19 protein-coding genes and 1 tRNA gene are annotated in these 20,553 nt (G+C 69.4%); 6 read left to right on the top strand and 14 right to left on the bottom strand.

All coding sequences use genetic code 11. From position 1 onward, the window contains the following. Nucleotides 1-253 precede the first annotated feature (253 nt). From AC4D12_RS14820 to AC4D12_RS14805, 4 genes are all read left to right on the top strand, one after another. The gene (locus tag AC4D12_RS14820) at nt 254-1,441 is read left to right on the top strand and encodes a histidine kinase (protein ID WP_490950722.1); all 1,188 of its coding nucleotides are present in this window, start codon (nt 254-256) and stop codon (nt 1,439-1,441) included. Nucleotides 1,442-1,468: 27 nt separating this feature from the next. Beyond that, complete coding sequence (locus tag AC4D12_RS14815) at nt 1,469-2,188, top strand: LytR/AlgR family response regulator transcription factor (protein ID WP_490950721.1); 720 nt, start codon at nt 1,469-1,471, stop codon at nt 2,186-2,188. Between the two features lie 101 nt (nt 2,189-2,289). Further along, nucleotides 2,290-2,637 (top strand): DUF485 domain-containing protein, encoded by a 348-nt coding sequence (locus AC4D12_RS14810; protein WP_490950720.1) that lies wholly within the window; start codon nt 2,290-2,292, stop codon nt 2,635-2,637. Beyond that, nucleotides 2,630-4,129 carry a sodium/solute symporter gene (locus tag AC4D12_RS14805; RefSeq protein WP_490950719.1) on the top strand — a complete coding sequence of 500 codons (1,500 nt, stop codon included), beginning with the start codon at nt 2,630-2,632 and terminating at the stop codon, nt 4,127-4,129. The genes AC4D12_RS14810 and AC4D12_RS14805 overlap by 8 nt, the downstream gene beginning before the upstream one ends. A 124-nt stretch (nt 4,130-4,253) precedes the next feature. Here AC4D12_RS14805 and AC4D12_RS14800 read toward each other — a convergent pair whose 3' ends face one another. The 6 genes from AC4D12_RS14800 to rpsB form a co-directional block, all read right to left on the bottom strand. Further along, on the bottom strand, nt 4,254-4,829 hold the full coding sequence (locus AC4D12_RS14800; protein ID WP_490950718.1) for a DivIVA domain-containing protein: 576 nt from the start codon (nt 4,827-4,829) through the stop codon (nt 4,254-4,256). Between the two features lie 79 nt (nt 4,830-4,908). After that, entirely contained in the window at nt 4,909-5,802 is an 894-nt protein-coding gene (locus tag AC4D12_RS14795; RefSeq protein ID WP_490950717.1) for a phosphatidate cytidylyltransferase, read from the bottom strand. Further along, a complete protein-coding gene (frr, locus tag AC4D12_RS14790; RefSeq protein ID WP_490950716.1) occupies nt 5,802-6,359 on the bottom strand; it encodes a ribosome recycling factor in 558 nt (185 codons plus the stop codon). The genes AC4D12_RS14795 and frr overlap by 1 nt, the downstream gene beginning before the upstream one ends. 119 nt (nt 6,360-6,478) lie before the next feature. Continuing rightward, nucleotides 6,479-7,216, bottom strand: a complete 738-nt coding sequence (gene pyrH / locus AC4D12_RS14785; protein WP_490950715.1) for a UMP kinase — start codon at nt 7,214-7,216, stop codon at nt 6,479-6,481. Between the two features lie 232 nt (nt 7,217-7,448). After that, the gene (tsf, locus tag AC4D12_RS14780; RefSeq protein ID WP_490950714.1) at nt 7,449-8,285 is read right to left on the bottom strand and encodes a translation elongation factor Ts; all 837 of its coding nucleotides are present in this window, start codon (nt 8,283-8,285) and stop codon (nt 7,449-7,451) included. 133 nt (nt 8,286-8,418) lie between these two features. Beyond that, the gene (gene rpsB, locus AC4D12_RS14775; protein ID WP_490950713.1) at nt 8,419-9,354 is read right to left on the bottom strand and encodes a 30S ribosomal protein S2; all 936 of its coding nucleotides are present in this window, start codon (nt 9,352-9,354) and stop codon (nt 8,419-8,421) included. Between the two features lie 459 nt (nt 9,355-9,813). On the opposite strand from rpsB, the gene AC4D12_RS14770 reads away from it, so the two are divergent. Next, a complete protein-coding gene (locus AC4D12_RS14770; RefSeq protein WP_490950712.1) occupies nt 9,814-10,401 on the top strand; it encodes a murein hydrolase activator EnvC family protein in 588 nt (195 codons plus the stop codon). A gap of 133 nt (nt 10,402-10,534) precedes the next feature. Here the strand turns inward: AC4D12_RS14770 and AC4D12_RS14765 are convergent, their stop codons facing one another. The 7 genes from AC4D12_RS14765 to AC4D12_RS14735 form a co-directional block, all read right to left on the bottom strand. Continuing rightward, nucleotides 10,535-11,725, bottom strand: a complete 1,191-nt coding sequence (locus tag AC4D12_RS14765) for an acyl-CoA dehydrogenase family protein (protein ID WP_490950711.1) — start codon at nt 11,723-11,725, stop codon at nt 10,535-10,537. A gap of 204 nt (nt 11,726-11,929) precedes the next feature. Next, nucleotides 11,930-12,003, bottom strand: a tRNA-Ile gene (locus AC4D12_RS14760). Between the two features lie 62 nt (nt 12,004-12,065). Next, a complete protein-coding gene (locus AC4D12_RS14755; RefSeq protein WP_490950710.1) occupies nt 12,066-13,337 on the bottom strand; it encodes a glycosyltransferase in 1,272 nt (423 codons plus the stop codon). A 49-nt stretch (nt 13,338-13,386) separates the two neighbouring features. Further along, entirely contained in the window at nt 13,387-14,262 is an 876-nt protein-coding gene (locus AC4D12_RS14750; RefSeq protein ID WP_490950709.1) for a DMT family transporter, read from the bottom strand. Beyond that, a complete protein-coding gene (locus tag AC4D12_RS14745; protein ID WP_490950708.1) occupies nt 14,250-14,861 on the bottom strand; it encodes a CDP-alcohol phosphatidyltransferase family protein in 612 nt (203 codons plus the stop codon). Before AC4D12_RS14745 ends, AC4D12_RS14750 begins: the two co-directional genes overlap by 13 nt. A gap of 114 nt (nt 14,862-14,975) precedes the next feature. Further along, nucleotides 14,976-15,833, bottom strand: coding sequence for a phage holin family protein (locus AC4D12_RS14740; protein ID WP_490950707.1), 858 nt, complete (start codon nt 15,831-15,833; stop codon nt 14,976-14,978). Between the two features lie 159 nt (nt 15,834-15,992). Beyond that, nucleotides 15,993-17,450 carry a sugar porter family MFS transporter gene (locus tag AC4D12_RS14735; protein ID WP_490950706.1) on the bottom strand — a complete coding sequence of 486 codons (1,458 nt, stop codon included), beginning with the start codon at nt 17,448-17,450 and terminating at the stop codon, nt 15,993-15,995. Between the two features lie 251 nt (nt 17,451-17,701). Between AC4D12_RS14735 and AC4D12_RS14730 the strand changes: the two genes are divergently transcribed. Further along, the gene (locus tag AC4D12_RS14730) at nt 17,702-18,931 is read left to right on the top strand and encodes a multidrug effflux MFS transporter (protein ID WP_490950705.1); all 1,230 of its coding nucleotides are present in this window, start codon (nt 17,702-17,704) and stop codon (nt 18,929-18,931) included. 77 nt (nt 18,932-19,008) lie between these two features. On the opposite strand, the gene AC4D12_RS14725 is transcribed toward AC4D12_RS14730, so the two are convergent. Beyond that, nucleotides 19,009-20,523: an SDR family oxidoreductase gene (locus tag AC4D12_RS14725; protein ID WP_490950704.1), complete on the bottom strand. Its 1,515-nt coding sequence runs from the start codon at nt 20,521-20,523 to the stop codon at nt 19,009-19,011. Between the last annotated feature and the right edge of the window lie 30 nt (nt 20,524-20,553).

Genomic DNA, 20,553 nt, shown 5'->3' with positions numbered 1-20,553 from the left:
GGGAGGCACGGCGGTGTGACTGCCATCACTCTGCGCGACGACGACGGCGCCCACCAGAAGCACGCGCGGGCGCGTCGGTGAACGAGCGGCGAAGTGCGGTGAACGGTCGCACGTGGCCGGCTCCTGCTGCGCCGGCGACGCCCGGGTGGCCCGCTGCGGCGAGGCGCGGCGTCGTCCGGAGGGGTCGGCTCCGGCCCCCACCGGGCGGGCGACGGCGGGAGGCCGGTCCGCAACCGGGAGCTAGTGTTGAGCAATGTTCAGCGCCGCCGTCGACACCGCCCTGGTGTTCGCCGTCGCGGTGATCACCCTCGCCGTCGTCGCCTCGCTGGGTTTCCGCCTCTCCCGCTCCTACCGCGACCTCGGGTCCGACGCCGACCGCGCCACCTACGCCACCCTGCACACGGCGGCCCTCGCCTCCGAGCACCTCCGCGAGGGCCTCACCCCCGCGGGCGCCACGAAGGCCAGCCGCCATCTCCGCGGCCTGCTGCGCTGCGACGTCCTCATGATCAGCGACGACGCCGGAGTGCTGGCGTGGGAGGGCGGCCGCGGGACACCACCGGACGTCATGCCGCTCGTCCGCCAGGTCCTCGAGAGCGGGCGCACGCAGATCCTCCGCCGGCAGCAGCTGGACGCAGCCGGACTGCCCGGTCTCGGCGAGGGCGTGGTCTCCCCGGTCCGGGTCGAGAACCGCGTGGTCGGCACCGTGGGCGCGTTCACCTCGGTGGTGGACGCCGGTCTCGTGCGTGCCACCAACGAGCTGGCGGGCTGGGTGTCCACGCAGGTGGAACTGGCGGAGCTCGATTCCTCGCGCCGGCTCCTCGCCGAGGCCGAGCTCCGGGCACTGCGCGCGCAGATCAGCCCCCACTTCATCTACAACTCCCTCAACGCCATCGCATCCTTCATCAACACGGACCCCGAGCGGGCCCGCGATCTCGTGGTGGAGTTCGCCGACTTCACCCGGTACTCCTTCCGCCGGCACGGGGACTTCACCACCGTGGCCGAGGAATTGAGGAGCATCGACCGCTACCTGCTCCTGGAGCGTGCGCGGTTCGGTGACCGGCTCACGGTGACCCTCGAGATCGGGCCGGAGGTCCTCAGCACCGTGATCCCTTTCCTCAGCCTCCAGCCGCTCGTCGAGAACGCGGTGCGGCACGGCCTCGACTCGAAGGACGGCATCGGCAACATCACCATCACCGCGCACGACGCCGGCCCCTACGCCGAGGTGACCATCGAGGACGACGGCGTGGGCATCGACCCCGACCACCTGCGGTCCGTCCTCGCCGGCCACACGGAAGGGGTGCACGTGGGGTTGCGGAACGTCGACTCGCGGCTCCGTCAGGTCTACGGCGACGACCACGGGCTCATCATCGACACCGCGCCGGGCGCAGGGACCCTCATCACCCTGAGGGTGCCGAAGTCTCAGCCCGATCACCGGGCCTGAGGCGCGCGGTCCACGTACTGTAGGCCCATGGTCAACGTCATCGTCGCCGACGACGAACAACCCGCCGTCGAGGAACTGGCCTTCCTCCTCCGCCGGGACGCGCGCATCGGATCCATCCACCGGGCGTCCGGTGGCGCCGAAGCCCTCCGCCTCCTCGAGCAGCACCCCGTGGACGCGATGTTCCTCGACATCCACATGCCCGCGCTGTCAGGTCTGGACATCGCGCGCGTGATCGCCGGGCAGCCCCGGCCCCCCGCCGTCGTCTTCGTCACCGCCGACGAGGACCGAGCGCTCGAGGCCTTCGACCTCCGCGCCGTCGACTACCTGCTGAAGCCCGTGCGGACCGACCGCCTCGCGGAGTCCGTGCGCCGCATCTCGGAGTTGATGGACGGCGCCGCCGCGGCACCCGAACTCATCACCGTGGACCAGGGCGGCGTGAGCCGCATGATCAGGCGCGACGACGTCCGCTACGTCCAGGCGCAGGGCGACTACGCCCGCCTCCACACCTCCGAGGCGAGCTACCTCATCCGCATACCGCTCAACGACCTCGAGCGCCAGTGGTCCGACGCCGGGTTCCTGCGGACCCACAGGTCCTACCTCGTGGCGATGGATCAGGTGCGCAAGGTGCGCATCGGCGCCGGGCGCGCGAGTCTGTACATCGGGGACGCCGAGCTGCCCGTGAGCCGCCGGCACCTCTCGGACGTGCGCGAGAAGCTCGAAGCCACGCGCCTGCGCCCCGGCCACTGACGGTCCGCCCCGTGCCGTCGTCCGATCCGCCGGATGGAGGAGTCTCCCCCGCGAGCCCCGCGCCCCTCGACCAGCCGGCCTCGCCGCCTCCCCGCGTGCGCGTGACCGCTCCCCGTGCGGCAGCCCGCGCGACGGGCGCCTCGTTCCCGGTGTCCCGGGAGATGGCCGAGCAGTCCGAGGTGGGCCAGCTCTTCGTCACCTCCCTGATCCGCTCGCAGCTCCGCCTGGCGCTCGTGGTGGCCGGGGGGTTCCTCGTGATCCTCATCGGCATCCCCGTGCTCCTGGCGGTGTTCCCCGCCATCGACACCGTCACGATCCTGACGGTGCCCGTGCCCTGGCTGCTGCTCGGCCTCGGCATCTACCCGCTCGCCATCGGCTCCGCCGTCCTCTACCTTCGGAGCGCGACCCGCAACGAGCGCCGGTTCCAGGACCTGGTGGACGATGACTGACGTCCGGGACGCCGCCCTGCAGCTCAGCCCCGCCGTCGGGTACACCGCGCTGATCCTGGTGGCCCTCAGCACGGTGCTGATCGGCATCTACGGCCTGCGCGTCTCACGGACCACGGGCGACTTCTACGTGGCCTCCCGCACCGTGCGCCCCTGGTGGAACGCGTCGGCCATCGGCGGGGAGTACCTCTCCGCCGCGAGCTTCCTCGGTGTGGCGGGCCTGATCCTCGTGTCCGGAGTGGACGCCCTCTGGTTCCCCATCGGCTACACCGCCGGCTACCTCATGCTCCTGCTCTTCGTCGCCGCTCCCCTGCGCCGCTCGGGCGCCTACACGATCCCCGACTTCGCCCAGGCGCGCCTCGACTCGCTGCTGGTGCGCCGGGTCACGAGCCTGCTGGTCGTCGTCGTCGGCTGGCTCTACATCGTGCCGCAGCTGCACGGGGCGGCCCTGACGGTCACCATCACCACCGGTCTCCCCGCCTGGGTGGGCCCCGTCGCCGTCGTCGTCGTGGTGTCGCTGAGCGTCGTGACCGGTGGCATGCGGTCCATCACCTTCGTGCAGGCCTTCCAGTACTGGCTGAAGCTGACGGCGCTCGCCGTCCCGGTGGTGTTCGTCCTGCTGCGACTCGGCGCGGACGGCGGACCGATCACGGGTGGCGGCAGCGCCTTCGCCCGGGATCTCGACTCGGCCGCGGACGCCTCGCTGTACGGCACCATCTCCCTCGTCATCGCGCTGCTGTTCGGCACGCTCGGACTGCCGCACGTCCTGGTGCGCTTCTACACCAACCCGGACGGCGCCTCGGCGCGCAGGACCACCGTGATCGTGCTCGGTCTGCTCAGCGTCTTCTACCTGTTCCCCACGGTGTACGGGATCCTGGGGCGCATCCACACGCCCGAGCTCGCCGCGGCCGGGGCGGCGGACGCCACCGTGCTCCTGCTGCCGGGACGGATCCTCGACGGCGCGACGGGCGACATCCTCTCGGCCCTCGTGACCGCCGGCGCGTTCGCCGCGTTCCTCTCGACCACCAGCGGGCTCGTGGTCTCCCTCGCAGGGGTGGTCAGCCAGGAGTTCTTCGGTGGCAGCGTCAGGGGGTTCCGACGCGCCGCACTCCTCTCCGCCGTCGTGCCCCTGGTGTTCGCACTGCTCACCGACAGCCTGGCCCTCGCCGGCAGCGTAGGCTCGGTGTTCGCCTTCACCGCATCGACCATCTGCCCGCTGCTGGTGCTCGGGATCTGGTGGCGTGGGCTGACCGACGCCGGGGCGATCGCCGGGATGCTCACCGGGGCGGTGCTCTGCGGCGGGGCGATCCTCGTCACCGCGCTGCTCGGTCCGGGAAGCGAGACGGCGTGGGAGTGGCTCGCCCAGCCGGCCCTCTGGACCGTCCCCACCGCGTTCGTCACCATGGTCCTGGTCTCACGGGCGACGGCGGGGCGGCGGCCGGCGTCGGCGTCGCGCGTGCTCGCCCGCCTGCACACGCCCGAGGCGCGCCACTAGCAACAGTCGTCCCGGTCGCGCTGCTGGCGCTGCGCGTGCCTTTGGCCGCGCGGCCGCTGGAGGTGCCGGGCGTGGCTGATCGTGACGGTCGTGCTGGGTCGCGCCGGGTGGTCCGACCGCCGCGTCAGTCGATCCCGGCCATCAGCTCCACGACGCGGTCGAGGAAGGCGTCCACCTGGTTCTCCTCGTAGCCGTCCGCACCCCGCGCCTCGCGGAACACGGCCCTGCGCACCACGTCGACGCTCATGGGCCGGTCGTGCTCGAGGTACTGCAGCAGCTCGTCGCAGAGGCGGTCGACGTCGTCGACGTCGTAGCTCGACGTCCGCTTCTTCGACGGCCTCCTGAACCGCTCGCCCGGCGGCCGGTGGAGGCGGTTCCGGAGCACGGCGGCGGTGCGGCCGATGCGTCGCAGCCAGGCGTCCTCGCCCTCCGTGCTGATGAGATGATCGCGTTCCCGCTGCGCGAAGACGTCCTCGAGGCGGTCCAGGGCAGCGTCGACCGCCTGCGGTTCGTAGCCGCCCCTGGCCGGGTCGAAGGACATCGCGCGCACGTCGTTGCTCGTGATCGAGGCCGTGACGTGCTCGGCGTTGTAGTGCTCCCGGGCCTTGGTGAGGAAGCGGTCGACCTGCCGGGTGTTGTAGCCGTAGGCCCGGCGCCCCACACGGGCGAACGGGGAGCTGCCGGGGCGAGCCACATCCATTGTCGAGATCCTTCTGCCGAACCCTGCTGAGACCGAGCGGGAGTGGGTCGTCCCCCGAAGGACGCCGGCCGACGTGCGGCTACAGCAATCCCGGTATCAATGTAGCGGACAGGAGATAGGCCACCGGGGAGGCGAAGACGATGGAATCGAGGCGGTCCATGATGCCGCCGTGCCCCGGCAGCATGGTGCCCATGTCCTTGACGCCGAGTTCCCGCTTGATCATCGACTCGGCGAGATCGCCGGCCGTTGCGGACGCCACGATGGCGACGGCGAGGGCGAGACCCAGCCACAGGGGCTGGTCCAGCAGCAGGACGGCGCAGAGACCCCCGACCACGAAGGCGCCGCCGATCGAGCCGCCGAACCCTTCCCAGGACTTCTTGGGGCTGATCTTCGGGGCCATGGGGTGTTTCCCGAAGAACGCGCCGATGAGGTAGCCGAAGGTGTCGTTCGCGACGACGAGGAGGAGGAGCGTGGCGATGACGAGGTAGCCGCCGTCCGCGCGCATGAGCAGCATCGCGAAGCTCAGCATGAACGGCACCCAGAGCATCGCGAAGCAGCCGGCCGCAAGACTCTTCGCGGCATCCGGCGCCGGGTCGAGCGTGCGCCAGACGAACAGGACCAGCACCGCGCACACCGTCGCCGCGGCCAATCCCTCCGGTCCGTGGAGGTAGGCGGAGAACGGCAGCGCCAGGGAGCCCGCCATCACCGGCGGCAGGGGAACGTGGATACGGCGGAGCTCGAGCGCCCGGCACAGCTCCCAGGCGCCCACGGCCCCGAAGAGGGTCACCATCGCCACGAAGACGACAGGGAAGAACAGCAGCCCGGCGAGGACGGGGATCAGCAGGGCGGCTCCGACGCCGAACGCCGCCGGCAGGTCCCGGCCCGCACGCGACGGCGCCCCGGGCCGACGCCGGCCGGGCAGTCGCGACACGAGGGTCCCCCTGCCCGGGCCGGGAGGATCGGAGTCAGCCATCAGACCTCGAGCAGCTCGGTTTCCTTGCGCTTCAGCAGCTCGTCGATCAGGTCGACGCGGGACTTCGTGAGGGCGTCCAGTTCCTTCTCGGCCCGCGACCCCTCGTCCTCACCTGCATCGCCGTCCTTCACGGCCTTGTCGATGCCGTCCTTCGCCTTGCGGCGGACGTTGCGGACGGACACCTTGGCGTCCTCCGCCTTCGTCCGGACCAGCTTCACGTACTCCTTGCGGCGCTCCTGCGTCAGCTCGGGCAGCACCACGCGGATGACATTGCCGTCGTTCGACGGGTTCGCCCCGAGGTCGGAGTCGCGCAGGGCCTTCTCGATGTCGTTCAGCGAGGCACGGTCGAAGGGGGTGATGAGCAGCGTGCGGGCCTCGGGGTTCTGGAAGGAGGCGAGCTGCTGCAGCGGCGTCGGGGCGCCGTAGTACATCACCACGACCTTCGAGAACATCGCGGCGTTCGCTCGGCCGGTGCGGACCGTCGCGAAATCGTCCTTTGCAACCTCCACGGCCTTGTCCATCTTGTCGGTGGCTTCCAGCAAGGTCTCTTCGATCACAATGTCTCCTTCGCTCCGCAGTCGGTTGACAGGCAACCGGTCCAGTGGACAATCCTAGTTCAATGCCGCGTCCCCACCCGGGGGCCGCGGCCTTCCGTTGCCGAGTCGGCGTGCAGCCGCTAGGCCGTGACGAGCGTTCCGAGCCTTTCGCCTCGGATGGCGCGGGTGACGTTCCCCTCGCCCTCCATGCCGAAGACCACCATCGTGAGGTCGTTGTCCTTGCACATGGTCATGGCCGTCTGGTCCATCACGCGGATGTCGCGACGCAGGGCCTCGTCATAGGAGAGGGTGTCCAGTTTCTGCGCCGTCGGGTCCTTGTGTGGGTCCGCCGTGTAGACGCCGTCCACTCCGCTCTTGGCCATCAGGACCTCGTCCGCGTGGACCTCGAGGGCACGCTGCGCCGCGACGGTGTCGGTGGAGAAGTACGGCAGGCCGGCACCGGCTCCGAAGATCACCACACGGCCCTTCTCGAGGTGGCGGATGGCCCGCCGCGGGATGTACGCCTCCGCGACCTGCCCCATGGTGATGGCGCTCTGCACGCGCGTCTCGACGCCCGCCTGCTCGAGGAAGTCCTGGAGCGCGAGGCAGTTCATGACCGTCCCGAGCATCCCCATGTAGTCCGCGCGCGAGCGGTCCATGCCGCTCTGCGACAGCTCGGCGCCGCGGAAGAAGTTGCCGCCACCCACCACGATCGCCACCTCGACCTCGTCGACGGTCTCGGCGATCTGCCGGGCCACGCCCCGGACGGTCTCAGGATCGACGCCGAGCTTGCCGCCGCCGAAGACCTCCCCGGACAGTTTGAGGAGCACGCGGCGCCGTGTGGGTGTGCCGCCCGTCGGTGCTTCGGTGGTGTCCATGGGGGGTGCCTCCCGGGCGTAGGGCTGTTCGCCGCTCGTGGTCGAACGGCCGGTTGCGTGTGGGTGGGGTGCTGTCTGCTGCGCATCGGCGCTGGGACGGATCCGTCTCAGGATACGTGCCGGGCCGCGGGCACGGGAAAGGGCGGCCTCCTCGACGGCGGCCGCCCTTTCCTGGTGGTGCGTCGACCGGCCGTGCCGGTCGCCGTGTGATCAGAGGGTGATCAGTGGACGATCAGGCGCCGACCCGGAAACGGGCGAACGCGGTTGCCGTGGCGTTCGCCTCGGAGAGCACCGCGGCGACGGACTTCTTGGCGTCCTTCGCGAAGGCCTGGTCCACGAGGACGCCCTCCTTGAAGAAGCCGGTCAGACGACCCTCGACGATCTTCGTCAGTGCCTGCTCGGGCTTGCCCTCGGCGCGTGCGGTCTCGTCGGCGATCCGGCGCTCGGACTCGACGAGCTCGGCGGGGACGTCCTCGCGCGTCAGGTACGTGGGCGAGTACGCGGCGATGTGCACGGCGATGTCGTGCGTGGCCTCGACGGCGGCGTCACCCGAACCTTCGACGGCGAACAGCACGCCGACCTGGGCGGGGAGGTCCTTCGACGTCTTGTGGAGGTAGGCGTCAACGATCTGACCCTCGACACGGGCGATGCGGCGGACGTCGACCTTCTCGCCCAGCAGGGCACCGGCCTCGATGACGTGCTCGGAGACGGGCTTGCCGTCGAGCTCGAACGCGAGGAGCGTCTGGACGTCGCTCGCGCCGGACTCGATGGCCGCACCGAGGACCTTGTTCGAGAAGTCGATGAAGGGTCCGGCCTTGGCCACGAAGTCGGTCTCGCAGTTGACCTCGACCATGACGCCCACGGAACCCTCGACGCGCGCGGCGACCAGGCCCTCGGCCGTCGAGCGGCCTTCACGCTTGGTGGCGCCCTTCAGGCCCTTGATGCGGATGAGCTCGAGTGCCTTGTCGGCATTGCCGTCGGCCTCGTCGAGCGCCTTCTTGACGTCCATCATGCCCGCGCCCGTGCGGTCGCGCAGGGCCTTGATGTCAGCGGCAGTGAAATTTGCCATACGAACTCCTCAGTCGTTGATGATCTACCAGTAGCATCCGCAGGGCGCAGCCCTCGGAGCAAGTCTCACGCGATGAACACGTGTGGAACATGCGAGAGGGGCGTGGGATACCCACACCCCTCACGCACGGGTACTACTTGGTGTCGGCTGCGGCTTCCGTTGCGGGAGCGACTGCCTCGGGGACTTCCTCGGCGATCGGGGCCTGCAGACCGGCGGGTGCTTCGTCGGCCGCGGGGGCCTCGGGAGCAGCCTCGGGTGCTGCGGCCTCGGCGGCGGGGGCGGCGTCGGGCTCGGCGTCCGCGTTGCCCTGCAGCAGCTCGCGCTCCCACTCGGCCATCGGCTCGGCGGCCGCGGCGTCGTTGTTGTTGCCCGAGCGGTTGTGACGCTCCATGAGGCCTTCGGCCACGGCGTCGGCGATCACGCGGGTCAGCAGGTTGACGGCGCGGATGGCGTCGTCGTTACCCGGGATCGGGAAGTCGACCTCGTCCGGGTCGCAGTTGGTGTCGAGGATCGCGACCACAGGGATGTTGAGCTTCTTGGCCTCGTCGATGGCGAGGTGTTCCTTCTTCGTGTCCACGACCCACACGACCGAGGGAGCCTTGGTCAGGTTGCGGATGCCACCGAGGTTGGTCTGGAGCTTGGTGAGCTCACGCCGCATGAGCAGGAGCTCCTTCTTCGTGTGGCCCGACCCGGCGACGTCGTCGAAGTCGATCTCCTCGAGCTCCTTCATGCGCTGGATGCGCTTGGAGACCGTCTGGAAGTTGGTGAGCATACCGCCGAGCCAACGCTGGTTGACGTAGGGCTGGCCGACGCGGGCGGCCTGGTCGGCGATCGCTTCCTGGGCCTGCTTCTTCGTACCGACGAAGAGGACGGTGCCGCCGTGTGCCACGGTGGCCTTCACGAACTCGTACGCGCGGTCGATGTAGCCCAGCGACTGCTGCAGGTCGATGATGTAGATGCCGTTGCGCTCGGTGAAGATGAAACGCTTCATCTTCGGGTTCCAGCGGCGGGTCTGGTGACCGAAGTGGACGCCGCTGTCGAGCAGCTGGCGCATTGTTACTACTGGCATGTCATGCCTTTCCTCAGCATCGGCTCCTGCGCAGGGCGCCGCCGGTGCTTGTTGACGGTTGTCTTCGCGCCGCCCAGGGCGGGCGGCACATTCCTGGTACCCGTTCGTCCATCAGGACACCCACCCCCACCGGACGACGCCGGACCGCGGGGCGGATCCTCGGACCCTCGAGGGGGCCGAACCATGGATACGCGTAGTCAGTTGCTTCTTCCCGGTCGCACGCGTGCCGAGGGCACGAGGGCATGGGAGCAGCAGACTGCTCGCACAAGTGTACTACAGCGGCGGGGTCGGGCCGGGGCTCCTGACACCTACCGGCGGCGCGCCCGAAAGGCCTCCCGAGAGCCCTTTCGCCGGCCCTTCCGCCGGCCCAGGGAGTGTCCACCGAGGGGCGGGCAGGGGATTGTCCACATAGGGGCGGGCGAGCCGTTGTCCACGCGCGGTCCACGGCATCGTGGTGCCATGGCCCCTCCCCCGCGACCACGCCCGACGCCGGCACTGCCCGCCGTCTTCCTCCTGACGCTCGCCCTGCTGGGCACGTCCGGGGTGCAGGGCGCGCACGGCGTCGAGACGGGAGGGGCGGCTCGGACATCCGCAGCTTCGCCGTTCGTCGCCGAGTGGTCCTGGCCCTTGGCACCCGCTCCCCGGGTGCTGAGGCCCTTCGAGAAGCCGCCGCGCCCGTGGCAGCGCGGCCACCGCGGCGTCGACCTCGCGGCACCGGCCGGATCGCCCGGCGGCGGCGTACTCAGCCCCGCGGACGGCGTCGTCTCATTCGCGGGCACCGTGGTGGACCGGGGCGTGCTGTCGATCGACCACGGCGGCGGTCGCGTCAGCAGCTTCGAACCGGTGCGGACGGACCTCGTCAAGGGACAGCAGGTGCGCGAGGGTCAGGTGGTCGCCGTCCTCGCCGATGCTCCCGGCACGTCCGGCCTCTTCCACTGCCCGTCCCGATGCCTCCACTGGGGAGTGCGGGAGGACGGCGAGTACGTCGATCCGCTCGGCTTCGTGACGGACAGGAGGCCGTCGGTCCTCCTGCCCCTCGAGCCCTGAGCCGGGCATCGCGCGGCGCCCAGGGACCCCTACTCCGACGTCATCCGATACGTCATCCGCTGTGTCATCCGATACGTCATCTGCTCCGACGTCGTCCGATGCGTCATCCGGTGCGTCGCGGACGCGCTCCGGATCAGACGAACGCGGCGATGCCCGTGATGGAACGCCCCACCACGAGGGTGTTGATCTCCTGCGTTCCCTCGTAGGAGTAGATGGCCTCGGCGTCCGAGAAGATCTTCGCCATCTCGTAGTCGGTGACGATCCCGTTGCCTCCGAGGATGTTGCGTCCCGCGGCGACGCTCTCGCGCATGCGCGCGGTGGTGAACGCCTTAGCGAGCGCGGACTGCTCGTCCTTCGCCTTGCCCGCGTCCTCGAGCTGGGACAGCCGCACCATCATGCCCATCGAGCTCATCGCGTTGCCGAGGATCTGCACGAGCTGCTGCTGTACGAGCTGGAAGCTCGCGATCGGCCGGCCGAACTGCTCGCGCTCCACGGCGTAGCGCCGCGCGACGTCGAACGCCGCCATCTGCTGGCCCACGGCCTGCCACCCGACAGCCAGTCGCGTGACCTTCAAGACCTTGTTGGTGTCGCGGAAGCTGTTCGCACCCTTCAGGTGATGGTCGTCCGGCACCACGACGTTCTCGAGGACGATGTCCGCGTTCTCGACGATGCGCAGGGCGATCTTGTTCTCGATCTTCGTCGCCGAGAAACCCTCCGAGGAGGTGTCCACCATGAAGCCCTTGACCTGGTTGTCCGCCACGTCCCGGGCGAAGATGACGACCCAGTCCGAGAAGGTGGCATTACCGATCCACCGCTTCGCGCCGTTGAGGATCCAGGTGTTCCCGTCGCGGCGGGCCGTGGTGCGGGTACCGCCGGCCACATCCGATCCCCCGAGGGGCTCGGTGAGCCCGAAGGCGCCGATCTTCCGCATCGCATAGACGTCCGGGAGCCATTCCTGCTGCTGCTCCGGGGAGGCGAGCGCCTCGATCGACCCCGTGAAGAGACCGTCGTGCACTCCCATGAACGTGGCGATGGAGGTGTCCGCGCGGCTGAACTCGGCGTGGACGATGCCCGCGAAGAGGTTCGAGTAGCCCTGGCGGTACACGGGGCTGACCGGATCCAGCTCGGCGATCCTGGGGATGAGCTCCTGCGGGAACGCACCCTGGTTCCACCACTCGACGGCGTGCGGGCGGACCTCGCGCGTGAGCCAGGAACGCACCTCCTCGAGCCGGGAGCGCTCCTTGTCGGTCAGCAGCTCCTCGAACGCGTAGAAGTCGCCGTCGGCATAGGGAAGGTTGTCGATGTCGATCGGTGTCTTGCTCATCGGTACGGCCTCACTCCGGTCATCGGCGACCAGGACTAGTGCTCGGCCAGGCGGACGCCTGACGGGTGCGCCGTCGTCGACGCGAGAGCTATGTTACCCGCCGGTAACTTAGCGCGCCAGCGGCACGAGGGCACCACACACAGCGAGGACGGCGCCTCCCGATCGCGGGAAGCGCCGTCCTCGATGATGTGATCCGACCGTCCGTAGGGCTGCTGGGGCTTGAACCCAGGACAAACGGATTATGAGTCCGCTGCTCTAACCAGCTGAGCTACAGCCCCTCGGGGAGACCCGAGCTCCCCCGCACCGCCCGGTGACCGGACCGTCCCGCTCGGCGCGAGTCCTATTGTATGCGGACCGCTCCGCCTCGTTCCGGGCCGGCGACCGCACCCGGGACGTCGACGTGACCACCCGCGGCCGACGTCGCCGCGCCCGCGCGCAGTGTTCCGTAGTACAGCGCCTCGAAGGTCGCGAGGGTGGTCCCGATGTCGTGCGCACGGACGAGATCCCGGCTGGCCGCGCCCATTCGCTGCTGCTGCTCCGGGGAGGAACCGAGGATCTCCGTGATGCGGCGACCGAGACCGTCGGCGTCGCCCGGGGTGAAGAGGTACCCGTTCTTCCCGTCGTCGACCAGGTGCGGCAGGGCCATCGCGTCAGCGAGCACCACGGGTGTCGAGGCGGACATCGCCTCGAGCGTGACGAGTGACTGCAGTTCAGCGGTGCCGGGCTGGCAGAACAGGGAGGCGCGGATGTAGCTCAGCCGCAGTTCGTCGTCGTCGATCAACCCGCGGAACCTCACGCGGTGGCTGATACCCAGCCGCGCGGCCTGCGCCTGCAGTGCGGGTTTGACCTCACCGCCGCCGACGATCTCCAGGTGCACGTCGAGGTGCTCGGGCGTCCGGGCGACGGCGTCGATCAGGACGTCGACGTGCTTCTCCTCCGCGAGCCTGCCCACGAACAGGACGGTGGGGTGGTCGTGCGGCACGACCGTCTCGCCGGGCCGGACCTCGTACGCCGAGGCGTCGATCCCGTTGGAGACCGGCAGTACCTCCGTCAGGAACGCGTGGTCGTGCATCGCCTTCGCGGCCAGCGGCGTGGGAGTGGTCACGGCGGCGGCCTTGCCCATCACCTTGCCCATGTCCTTCCACGAGTTCTTCGCGATGATGCGCTTGAACCACTCCGGGAACGGCAGGAACGGATTCAGGTTCTCCGGCATGAAGTGGTTGGTGGCGACCACGCGGATGCCCCGCTTGACCGCCTCGTAGAGCGTGTACTCGCCCACCATGTAGTGGCACTGGATGTGGACGACGTCGGGTTGAACGTGGTCGAACAGCAGACTGATGTCGCGCCGGATCTCCCAGGGGTAGCAGATGCGCCAGTAGTCGTGGGTCGGCACGCTGTGGGACCTGAGCCGGTGCACCGTCCAGTCGCCGTCGGCCTCGGTGTAGCTCCTGCCGTTCGAGGGCCTCGGAGCGAGCACGTGCACGTCGTGGCCGCGGCCGGCCATGCCCTTCGCCAGGCGGTAGCCGAACTGCGCCGCGCCATTCACATTGGGCGGGTAGGTGTCGGCGGCGATCAGGATGGTCAGAGGCTTGGTATCAGCCGGGTAACTCACGCGTGGATCCCCTACGTCGGTGTGCTGGCACTCGGGGTGCCGGTCGGCGTCACCGCTGACGCTTGACCACATCGGGGTGGTGGCGTGACAGCGCGACGACCCCCACGATAGCAACGAGGGCCGCTGCCCCCATGCCCAGGGCCGTGACGGTCCGGACATCCGGTTGCAGTTCGTCCAGGATGACGATGCCCACGGCGATCCCGATCATGGGGTCGATGACGGTGAGCCCGGCGATGACGAGGTCCGGTGGGCCCGTGGCGTAGGCGCTCTGCACGAACCACGCGCCGAGTGCGGCAGCCGCCACCAGGGCGACGACGGTGAGGACGGGCACGTTGAGTAGGAACCGGCCGTTCGGGTCCAGCAGGTGCCCCGCCGTGATCTTGGTCAGGACGGCGACGAAACCGAACAGCACCCCGGCGCCCAGGATGTAGGCGAAGGCGTTGAGGCGGTGCCTGCCCATCACCGCGAGCGAGCCGAACAGCGCGACGGCGGCCCCGACGAGCAGCACCACGGACAGCTCCTGCGCCGGGTCGATGGCATGGTTCTCCCGGGTGACCGTGACGGCGAGCAACACGAAGAGGGCGCTGCCCGTGACGCACGCCGTGATGGCCGCGACGGTGGGCCGATTGATGCGGATGCCCTGATCACGGGCGTTCACGACGGTGGTGATGACCAGCGCGACGGCGCCGATGGGCTGCACCACGGTGAGGCTGGCGAGGGTGAGCGCCACGACGTTCAGGGCCATGCCCGCGCCGAGGAGCACGAGACCGAACAGCCAGCGGGGGTTGACGAGGAGCCTGCTGAAGCCCGACGAGCTGAGGTTCAGGCCGCCGGTGTTGGCACGGACGGCACTGCCCTGCCGCTGCGCTCCGAACGCCAGGAAGACGGCACCGAGGAGCGCCAGGACGATGGCTAGGAGGGGCACGACTGCTGCTCGGCCTGCTCCAGCCTGTACTTGTGGTGCGCCGCCCTGAAGTAGAGGACGAAGGCGACGAGGTGGAGCGCGCAGCCCGCGGCCAACAGCCCCTGCGCGGTGACGAGGATCCACTCCTGGGCGAACCCGTCCACGCGGTACAGCAGGAGGAGGGGTGCGCCGACGAGGAGGAGAGCCGTCCGGATCTTCCCCACGGTGATGACCGGCAGATGCAGTGGTCCACGGAAGAGGACGAGCGCGTTCACGATGAGGATCACATCGGGGATGACGATGGTCCACACGAACCAGGCCGGCGTGATGCCGTCTACCACGAACGTGACGGCGATGACGATCAGCGCGGTGCGGTCGGCCACGGGATCGAGCCACTTGCCGACGACCGAGACCTGGTGGAGCCGTCGGGCGAGCCAGCCGTCGACCCAGTCCGTCGAGCCGACGACCACGAGCGTGATCACCGCTGCTCCGTACCTCTGCTGGGTGATGAACCACACGAAGAGCGGGACCCCGAGGAAGCGGATGACCGTGATCAGGTTCGGCAGGGTCCACGCTGTCGCGAGGACGGCGTCACCGTCCGGCTGCGCGCCTGACCTCATTCCCCATCACCGAGCCTCTCCCTGCCATTATGCACAGCGAACGGCCGCTCTCCGGCGACCCCGGCGGCAGCGAGCCGTCGTGATCGCCGGTGAACGGCCGTGGAGTGTGCGGAACTACTTGGTGAGCAGACGGCGGAGCATGACCAGCATCGCGGCGACCGACGCGGCCAGCACGCTCAGCGGCTTCCACCGATCCGCGAGAGTCGTGTTGTGCGGGACGTCGCGGCGCACGGCGACAGCCGCGGGCCTCGTGGCGCCCGGATCGGCGTTCTTCCCGCTCACGCCGGCGCGGGTCTGCGAGCCCGTGCCCGAGCCCTTGCTCGACGTCTGGTCGCCGGAACGGTGCCTGGCTTTGCCGAGCCGCGCCTTGATGTCCGCGCGGGCTCCGAGCGAGTCGCGGGCCTCCGCGATGTGCGTGCGGCGCTCGCCCGAGCGGCTCCGCAGCTCCTCGTAGGAGGGCGTGGGCTCCTTCGGCGTGGTGTCCTTGCCGTCCTTCTCGCCCTTGCCGTCCTTCTCGTCCTTGGGCTTCTTCACGTCCAGGGTCGCGGGGTCGAAGCTGCGGCCCTCCTTCAGCACGCCGAGGTCGTAGCGCAGGCCGCGGATCGCGTCCTGCGGGACCAGCGGGAGCTGCTTCTTGAGGCGTGACACCCCGATGAGGGCGAGCACTCCCCCCACGACGAGGAAGAACAGCGCCACCAGGAGCGCGGCGAGCCAAGCCGGCATGACCTCCGCGAGACCCATGATCGCCGCGACGACCAGCGCGACGGCGAAGAACAGCACGAAGACGAGCGCGACCGCCAGGAAGGCGACGGCGATCCCGGCCTTGATGCCCTTCTGCTTCATCTGACCGATGGCGATCGACACTTCGTCGCTCACCTGCCGCGGCGTCAGACGCGCGAGGAGCTTGATCAGCCCGAAGAGTGAGAGCGAGCCCGTGGACCGCTTGCCGCGCGTAGTGGCCGAGCTGTTCATAGGCCCTGGCTCCGTTCTGAAGGTGTTGCTGGACATTGGCTGAACCAAAATTACCACCGGACCCGGAACCCGCCCGGCGCGTGCTCCGGGCCGCCGTCCCGGCCACCCGCAGCGGGAATGTGTTGTATGGCTACCCGGCCGAACACGTCCGGCCGAGCATCATGCGTGCGTCAGCTCCGCGTTGTCCTCGAGGTCCTTGCCGTTAAACTCGGGCAGCTTGGTCCGGACGAACACGAAGGACAGGACGGCGAAGACCGTGAACGCCGCGTACATGATCCACAGACCCAGGTTCTCGCTGACCCACGGGAAGGTGAGGGTGACGATGAAATTGAAGACCCAGTTGACCATCGTGGCGACGCCCAGGGCGATGGACCTGATCCGGTTGGGGAACATCTCGCCGAGCGTGACCCACATGACGGGCCCCCAGGTCGCGGCGAAGAAGATCACGAAGAGATTGGCGCCGACCAGCGCGACCGGGCCCCAGACTCCCGGCAGGGTGATCTCCTCACCCGTGCCTTCGGCCTGCAGGAAGGAGACCGTCGCGGCGAGCAGTCCCACCGTCATACCGACCGAACCGATGAGCAGCAGCCTCCGGCGACCCACGCGGTCCACGAAGAAGATGGCCACGAACGTCATGCTCACGTTGATCACGGACGTGATGACCGACGTGGTGAAGGAATCGCTCTCGCTGAACCCCACCGACTGCCACAGCGTCGTGGAGTAGTAGAAGATCGCGTTGATGCCCACGAGCTGCTGCAGGGCCGCGATCGCCATGCCGATCCAGAGGATGGGCTGCAGACCGAACGCGGGTCCCCGCAGGTCGCGGTAGCTCGCCCTGTCCTCACGCTCGAAGCTCTGGCGGATCTGGTCGATCTTGCCGGACGTGTCGCTCACGCCGGTGACGCGCGACAGGACGCGGGCGGCGTCGTCGTCCCTGCCCGCCCGCACGAGGAACTGCGGCGACTCGGGGATGATCAGCGCCAGCACGCCGTAGACGACGGCGGGGATCACCCCGACGAGCAGCATCCACCGCCAGGCGGAGAGACCCCACCAGAACTCGTTGCCTGCTCCCCCGGCGGCGCTCGCCAGCGAGGCGTCCGAGAGCAGGGCGGCGAAGATACCCACCGTGATGGCCAGCTGCTGGACCGAGCCCAGCGCCCCCCGCCACTTCGTCGGGGCGATCTCGGCGATGTACCCGGGGACGATCACGGACGCGATGCCGATCGCGAGCCCTCCCACGAGGCGCCACGCCATGAGATCCCACTCGGAGAAGGCGTAGGCGGAGCCCGCGGAGTTCACGGCGAACAGGATGGCCGCGGCCACCATCACCTTCTTGCGTCCCCAGCGGTCGGCGAGACCTCCTGCGAACCAAGCGCCGGCCGCGCACCCGAGCAGCGTGATGGCGACCGTGAAGCCGAGCACGCTCGGGCTGAGCTCGAAGTCGGCCTGGATGGAGTCCACGGCCCCGTTGATCACGGCGGTGTCGAACCCGAACAGCAGACCGCCGACGGCGGCCGCGACGGTGATCGCGATGACCCTCGCCATGTGTTTCGGTGACTGCGGGGTCTCCCGCTCCGTCTGCCCCTCGGTGTCCCGATCCGTGTGCCGGTCCGTCATGACGCGCTCTCCCTGCTCGTGGCCTGTCGCTTCACCCTACGCCGATGGACGGGTCGCGTTCCGGCTCCTCCCGCGGGCCCGTAGAGCTTCCGCGGCCCCTAGGATGGTGGTGTCATTGATTCGCCTCAGCAACCGTTCCGCCCGTGGACGCTGCTGCCGCGCGAGCCGCTCCGCCATCGTCGCCGGGCCGCAGGAGCCGGGCCTTCCGCCCCGACTCCTCGCAGTACATCCCGTCATCGTGAGGTACCACCGTGAGCACAACCCTTCATCCGGGCGACACCCTCTCCCGCAGCGAGAAGATCCGCTACGTCTTCATCCTCGGGACGCTGACCGCGCTCGCCCCCTTCACCATCGACCTCTACCTGCCCGCGTTCCCCGCGCTGCAGGCCGACTTCGGCGTGACCGAGGCGGCCATCCAGCTCACGCTCACCGGCACGATCATCGGCTTCGCGGGCGGTCAGCTCCTCATCGGCCCGCTGAGCGACGCGATCGGTCGTCGGGTCCCGCTGATCCTCGCGACGATCCTGCACGTCGGTGCCTCGATCGGGGCGGCGTCGTCCGAGGACGTCAGCATGCTCATGCTCTTCCGTGTCCTCCAGGGGATCGGGGCCGCGGGCGGCGGTGTGGTGGCGATGGCGATGGTGCGTGATCTCTTCGGCGGGTACACGCTCGTGCGCATGCTGTCCTACATGGCCCTGGTCAACGGCATGGCCCCGATCCTCGCCCCCGTGATCGGCTCACAGCTCCTGCTGCTGTTCCCCTGGCCGGGCATCTTCTGGTTCCTGGCCTGCTACGGGATCCTCGTGATCGTCGGCGTGGTGCTCTTCATCATCGAGACCCTGCCGGCCGAGAACCGGCGGAAGTCCGAGGTGACGGTGGTGCAGCGCTACCGGATCGTCCTCGGGGACCGCGTGTTCATCGGGGTCCTGCTGGTCGGCGGGATGAACTTCTCCGGGCTCTTCTCCTACCTGTCGGCGTCGCCGTTCCTCTTCCAGGACGTCTACGGGCTCGACGAACAGCAGTACGGCTGGTTGTTCGCCGTGAACAGCCTCGGGATCGTGGCCGCCGTCCAGGTCAGCGCCCGGCTGCTGCGGAGGCTCGGACCGCAGTGGGTGATCGCGGGGGCCACGGCCGTGCAGGTGGTCATGGCATCGCTGATCGTCGCCTTCGACCAGATGGGCCTGGGGTTCTGGGGAACGGCCGTGCCGCTCTGGTTCTACATCATGGCCACGGGCTTCATCTTCCCCTGCGTCCAGGTGCTCGCGCTGATCAACAACGGCGCGCAGGCCGGCACCGCCGCGTCCCTGCTCGGAGCCGTCACCTTCGGCCTGGCCGGAGTGATCTCTCCGCTCGTGGGCCTGCTCGGCGACGGCATCGAATCGGCCACGCCGATGGCACTGGTGATGGCGGTCTGCATCGGCTTCGCCGTGGTGTTCCTGTGGGCCGTGGTCAGGCCGCGGACGGTACCCGCCCTCCAGTAGGCGGACGGAGGACGCCCCGAGGAGCCTGCCCGGAAGCTACCCGGAACGCACCTCAGGACGTCGCTCGTCCCCCCGACTCAGGACGCCGCGGCGCCAGACTCCGCGGGCAACGCCTCAGCCGCCTTCGCGATGTTCCGTGCCATGGCCTTGAAGATGAAGCCGTGGAACGGCAGGACGGCGAGCCAGTAGAGGCGGCCGGAGAGGCCCTGGGGGAAGAACACGGCGCGCTGGTAGTAGGCACTTCCCGAGCCCTCCGGCTCCACCGTGAACTCGAGCCATGCCCGGCCGGGGACCTTCATCTCCGCCCGCAGGCGCAGGCGCTCGCCCCGCACGATCTCCTCGACGCGCCAGAAGTCCAGGGCTTCACCCGTGAGCAGCTCACGGGAGTCGCGGCGGCCTCGCCGCAGTCCCACGCCGCCCGCCACCTTGTCCATCCAGCCACGGGCAGCCCAGCCGACGGGCCAGGAGTACCAGCCGTTCTCGCCGCCGATGCCCTCGACCACGCTCCACAACCTCTGGGGCGACGCCGTCGAACTGTAGGTCTGCACGTCGGTGAACACGGTGTGTCCGGCCCACTGGGGGTCGGAGGGCAGGGGGTCCGCCTCGGAGTCGATCTGCGACGCCCCGGCCCAGCTGGTCTCCACCTCGCCCCCGCGCATCTTGCCGAGCGCGAGGTCCACGGAGCGTCGGTACCCCGTCAGGCCGCCCTCGGGCCTGTCGATGTACTCGTCGATGTCGTGCTCGGAGGTGACGGCGTCGTGCTGCAGGGACTCGATGAGGGGCATCGCCATCACGCGCGGGATGGGCGTGACCAGGTTGACCCAGTGCCCGGCGAGCCGGGGCGTGAGGACCGGCAGGGCGAGGATCTTCCGGCGCGGCAGGCCGGCGGCCTCCGCGTACTGGTTCATCATCTCGGCGTAGGTCAGGACCTCGCGGGAGCCGATGTCGAAGGTCCGGTTGAGGTCCGCCGGCAGGTTCAGCGCGCCGACGAGGTAGTGGATGACGTCCCGGACGGCGATGGGTTCGATGTGGTTCAGCACCCACTTCGGCGCGGGCATCACCGGCAGCACGTCGGAGAGGTGCCGGATCATCTCGAAGGACGCCGACCCGGATCCGATCACCACTCCGGCCTGGAAGGCGATGGTCGGCGTGCCGGAGCGCAGGAGGATGGTCCCGACCTGCGTGCGTGAGCGCATGTGCGTGGACAGTTCGACGCCCTCGGGGTGCAGACCGCCTAGGTAGACGATGCGCTTGACGCCGGCGTCGTCCGCCGCTTCCGCGACGGTCGAGGCGATGTCCGCTTCCCGCTTGTCGAAGTCCTTGCCGGAGTTCATCGAGTGCACCAGGTAGTACAGCGTGTCCACGCCGCGACTCACCCGCCGCATGGTGTCGCCGTCCTGGAGATCACCCTGCACGATCTCCACCGAGCCGGCCCACGGCACGTCCTTGAGCTTCTGCGGGGACCGGACGACCACCCGGACGCGGTGCCCGTCCGCCACGAGTTTGGTGACGAGACGGCCGCCGATGTAGCCGGTGGCGCCGGTGACCAGGATGAGCGTGCCGTCAGTGTCCTGCATGCCGTCAGTGTCCATGCGCACAGCCTACGCTCGCCCCCTGACAGG

This window comes from Arthrobacter sp. TJ-266 (assembly GCF_058269115.1).
The sequence above is the reverse complement of the archived record's forward strand: the minus strand, read 5'-3'. Positions and strand labels throughout refer to the sequence as shown.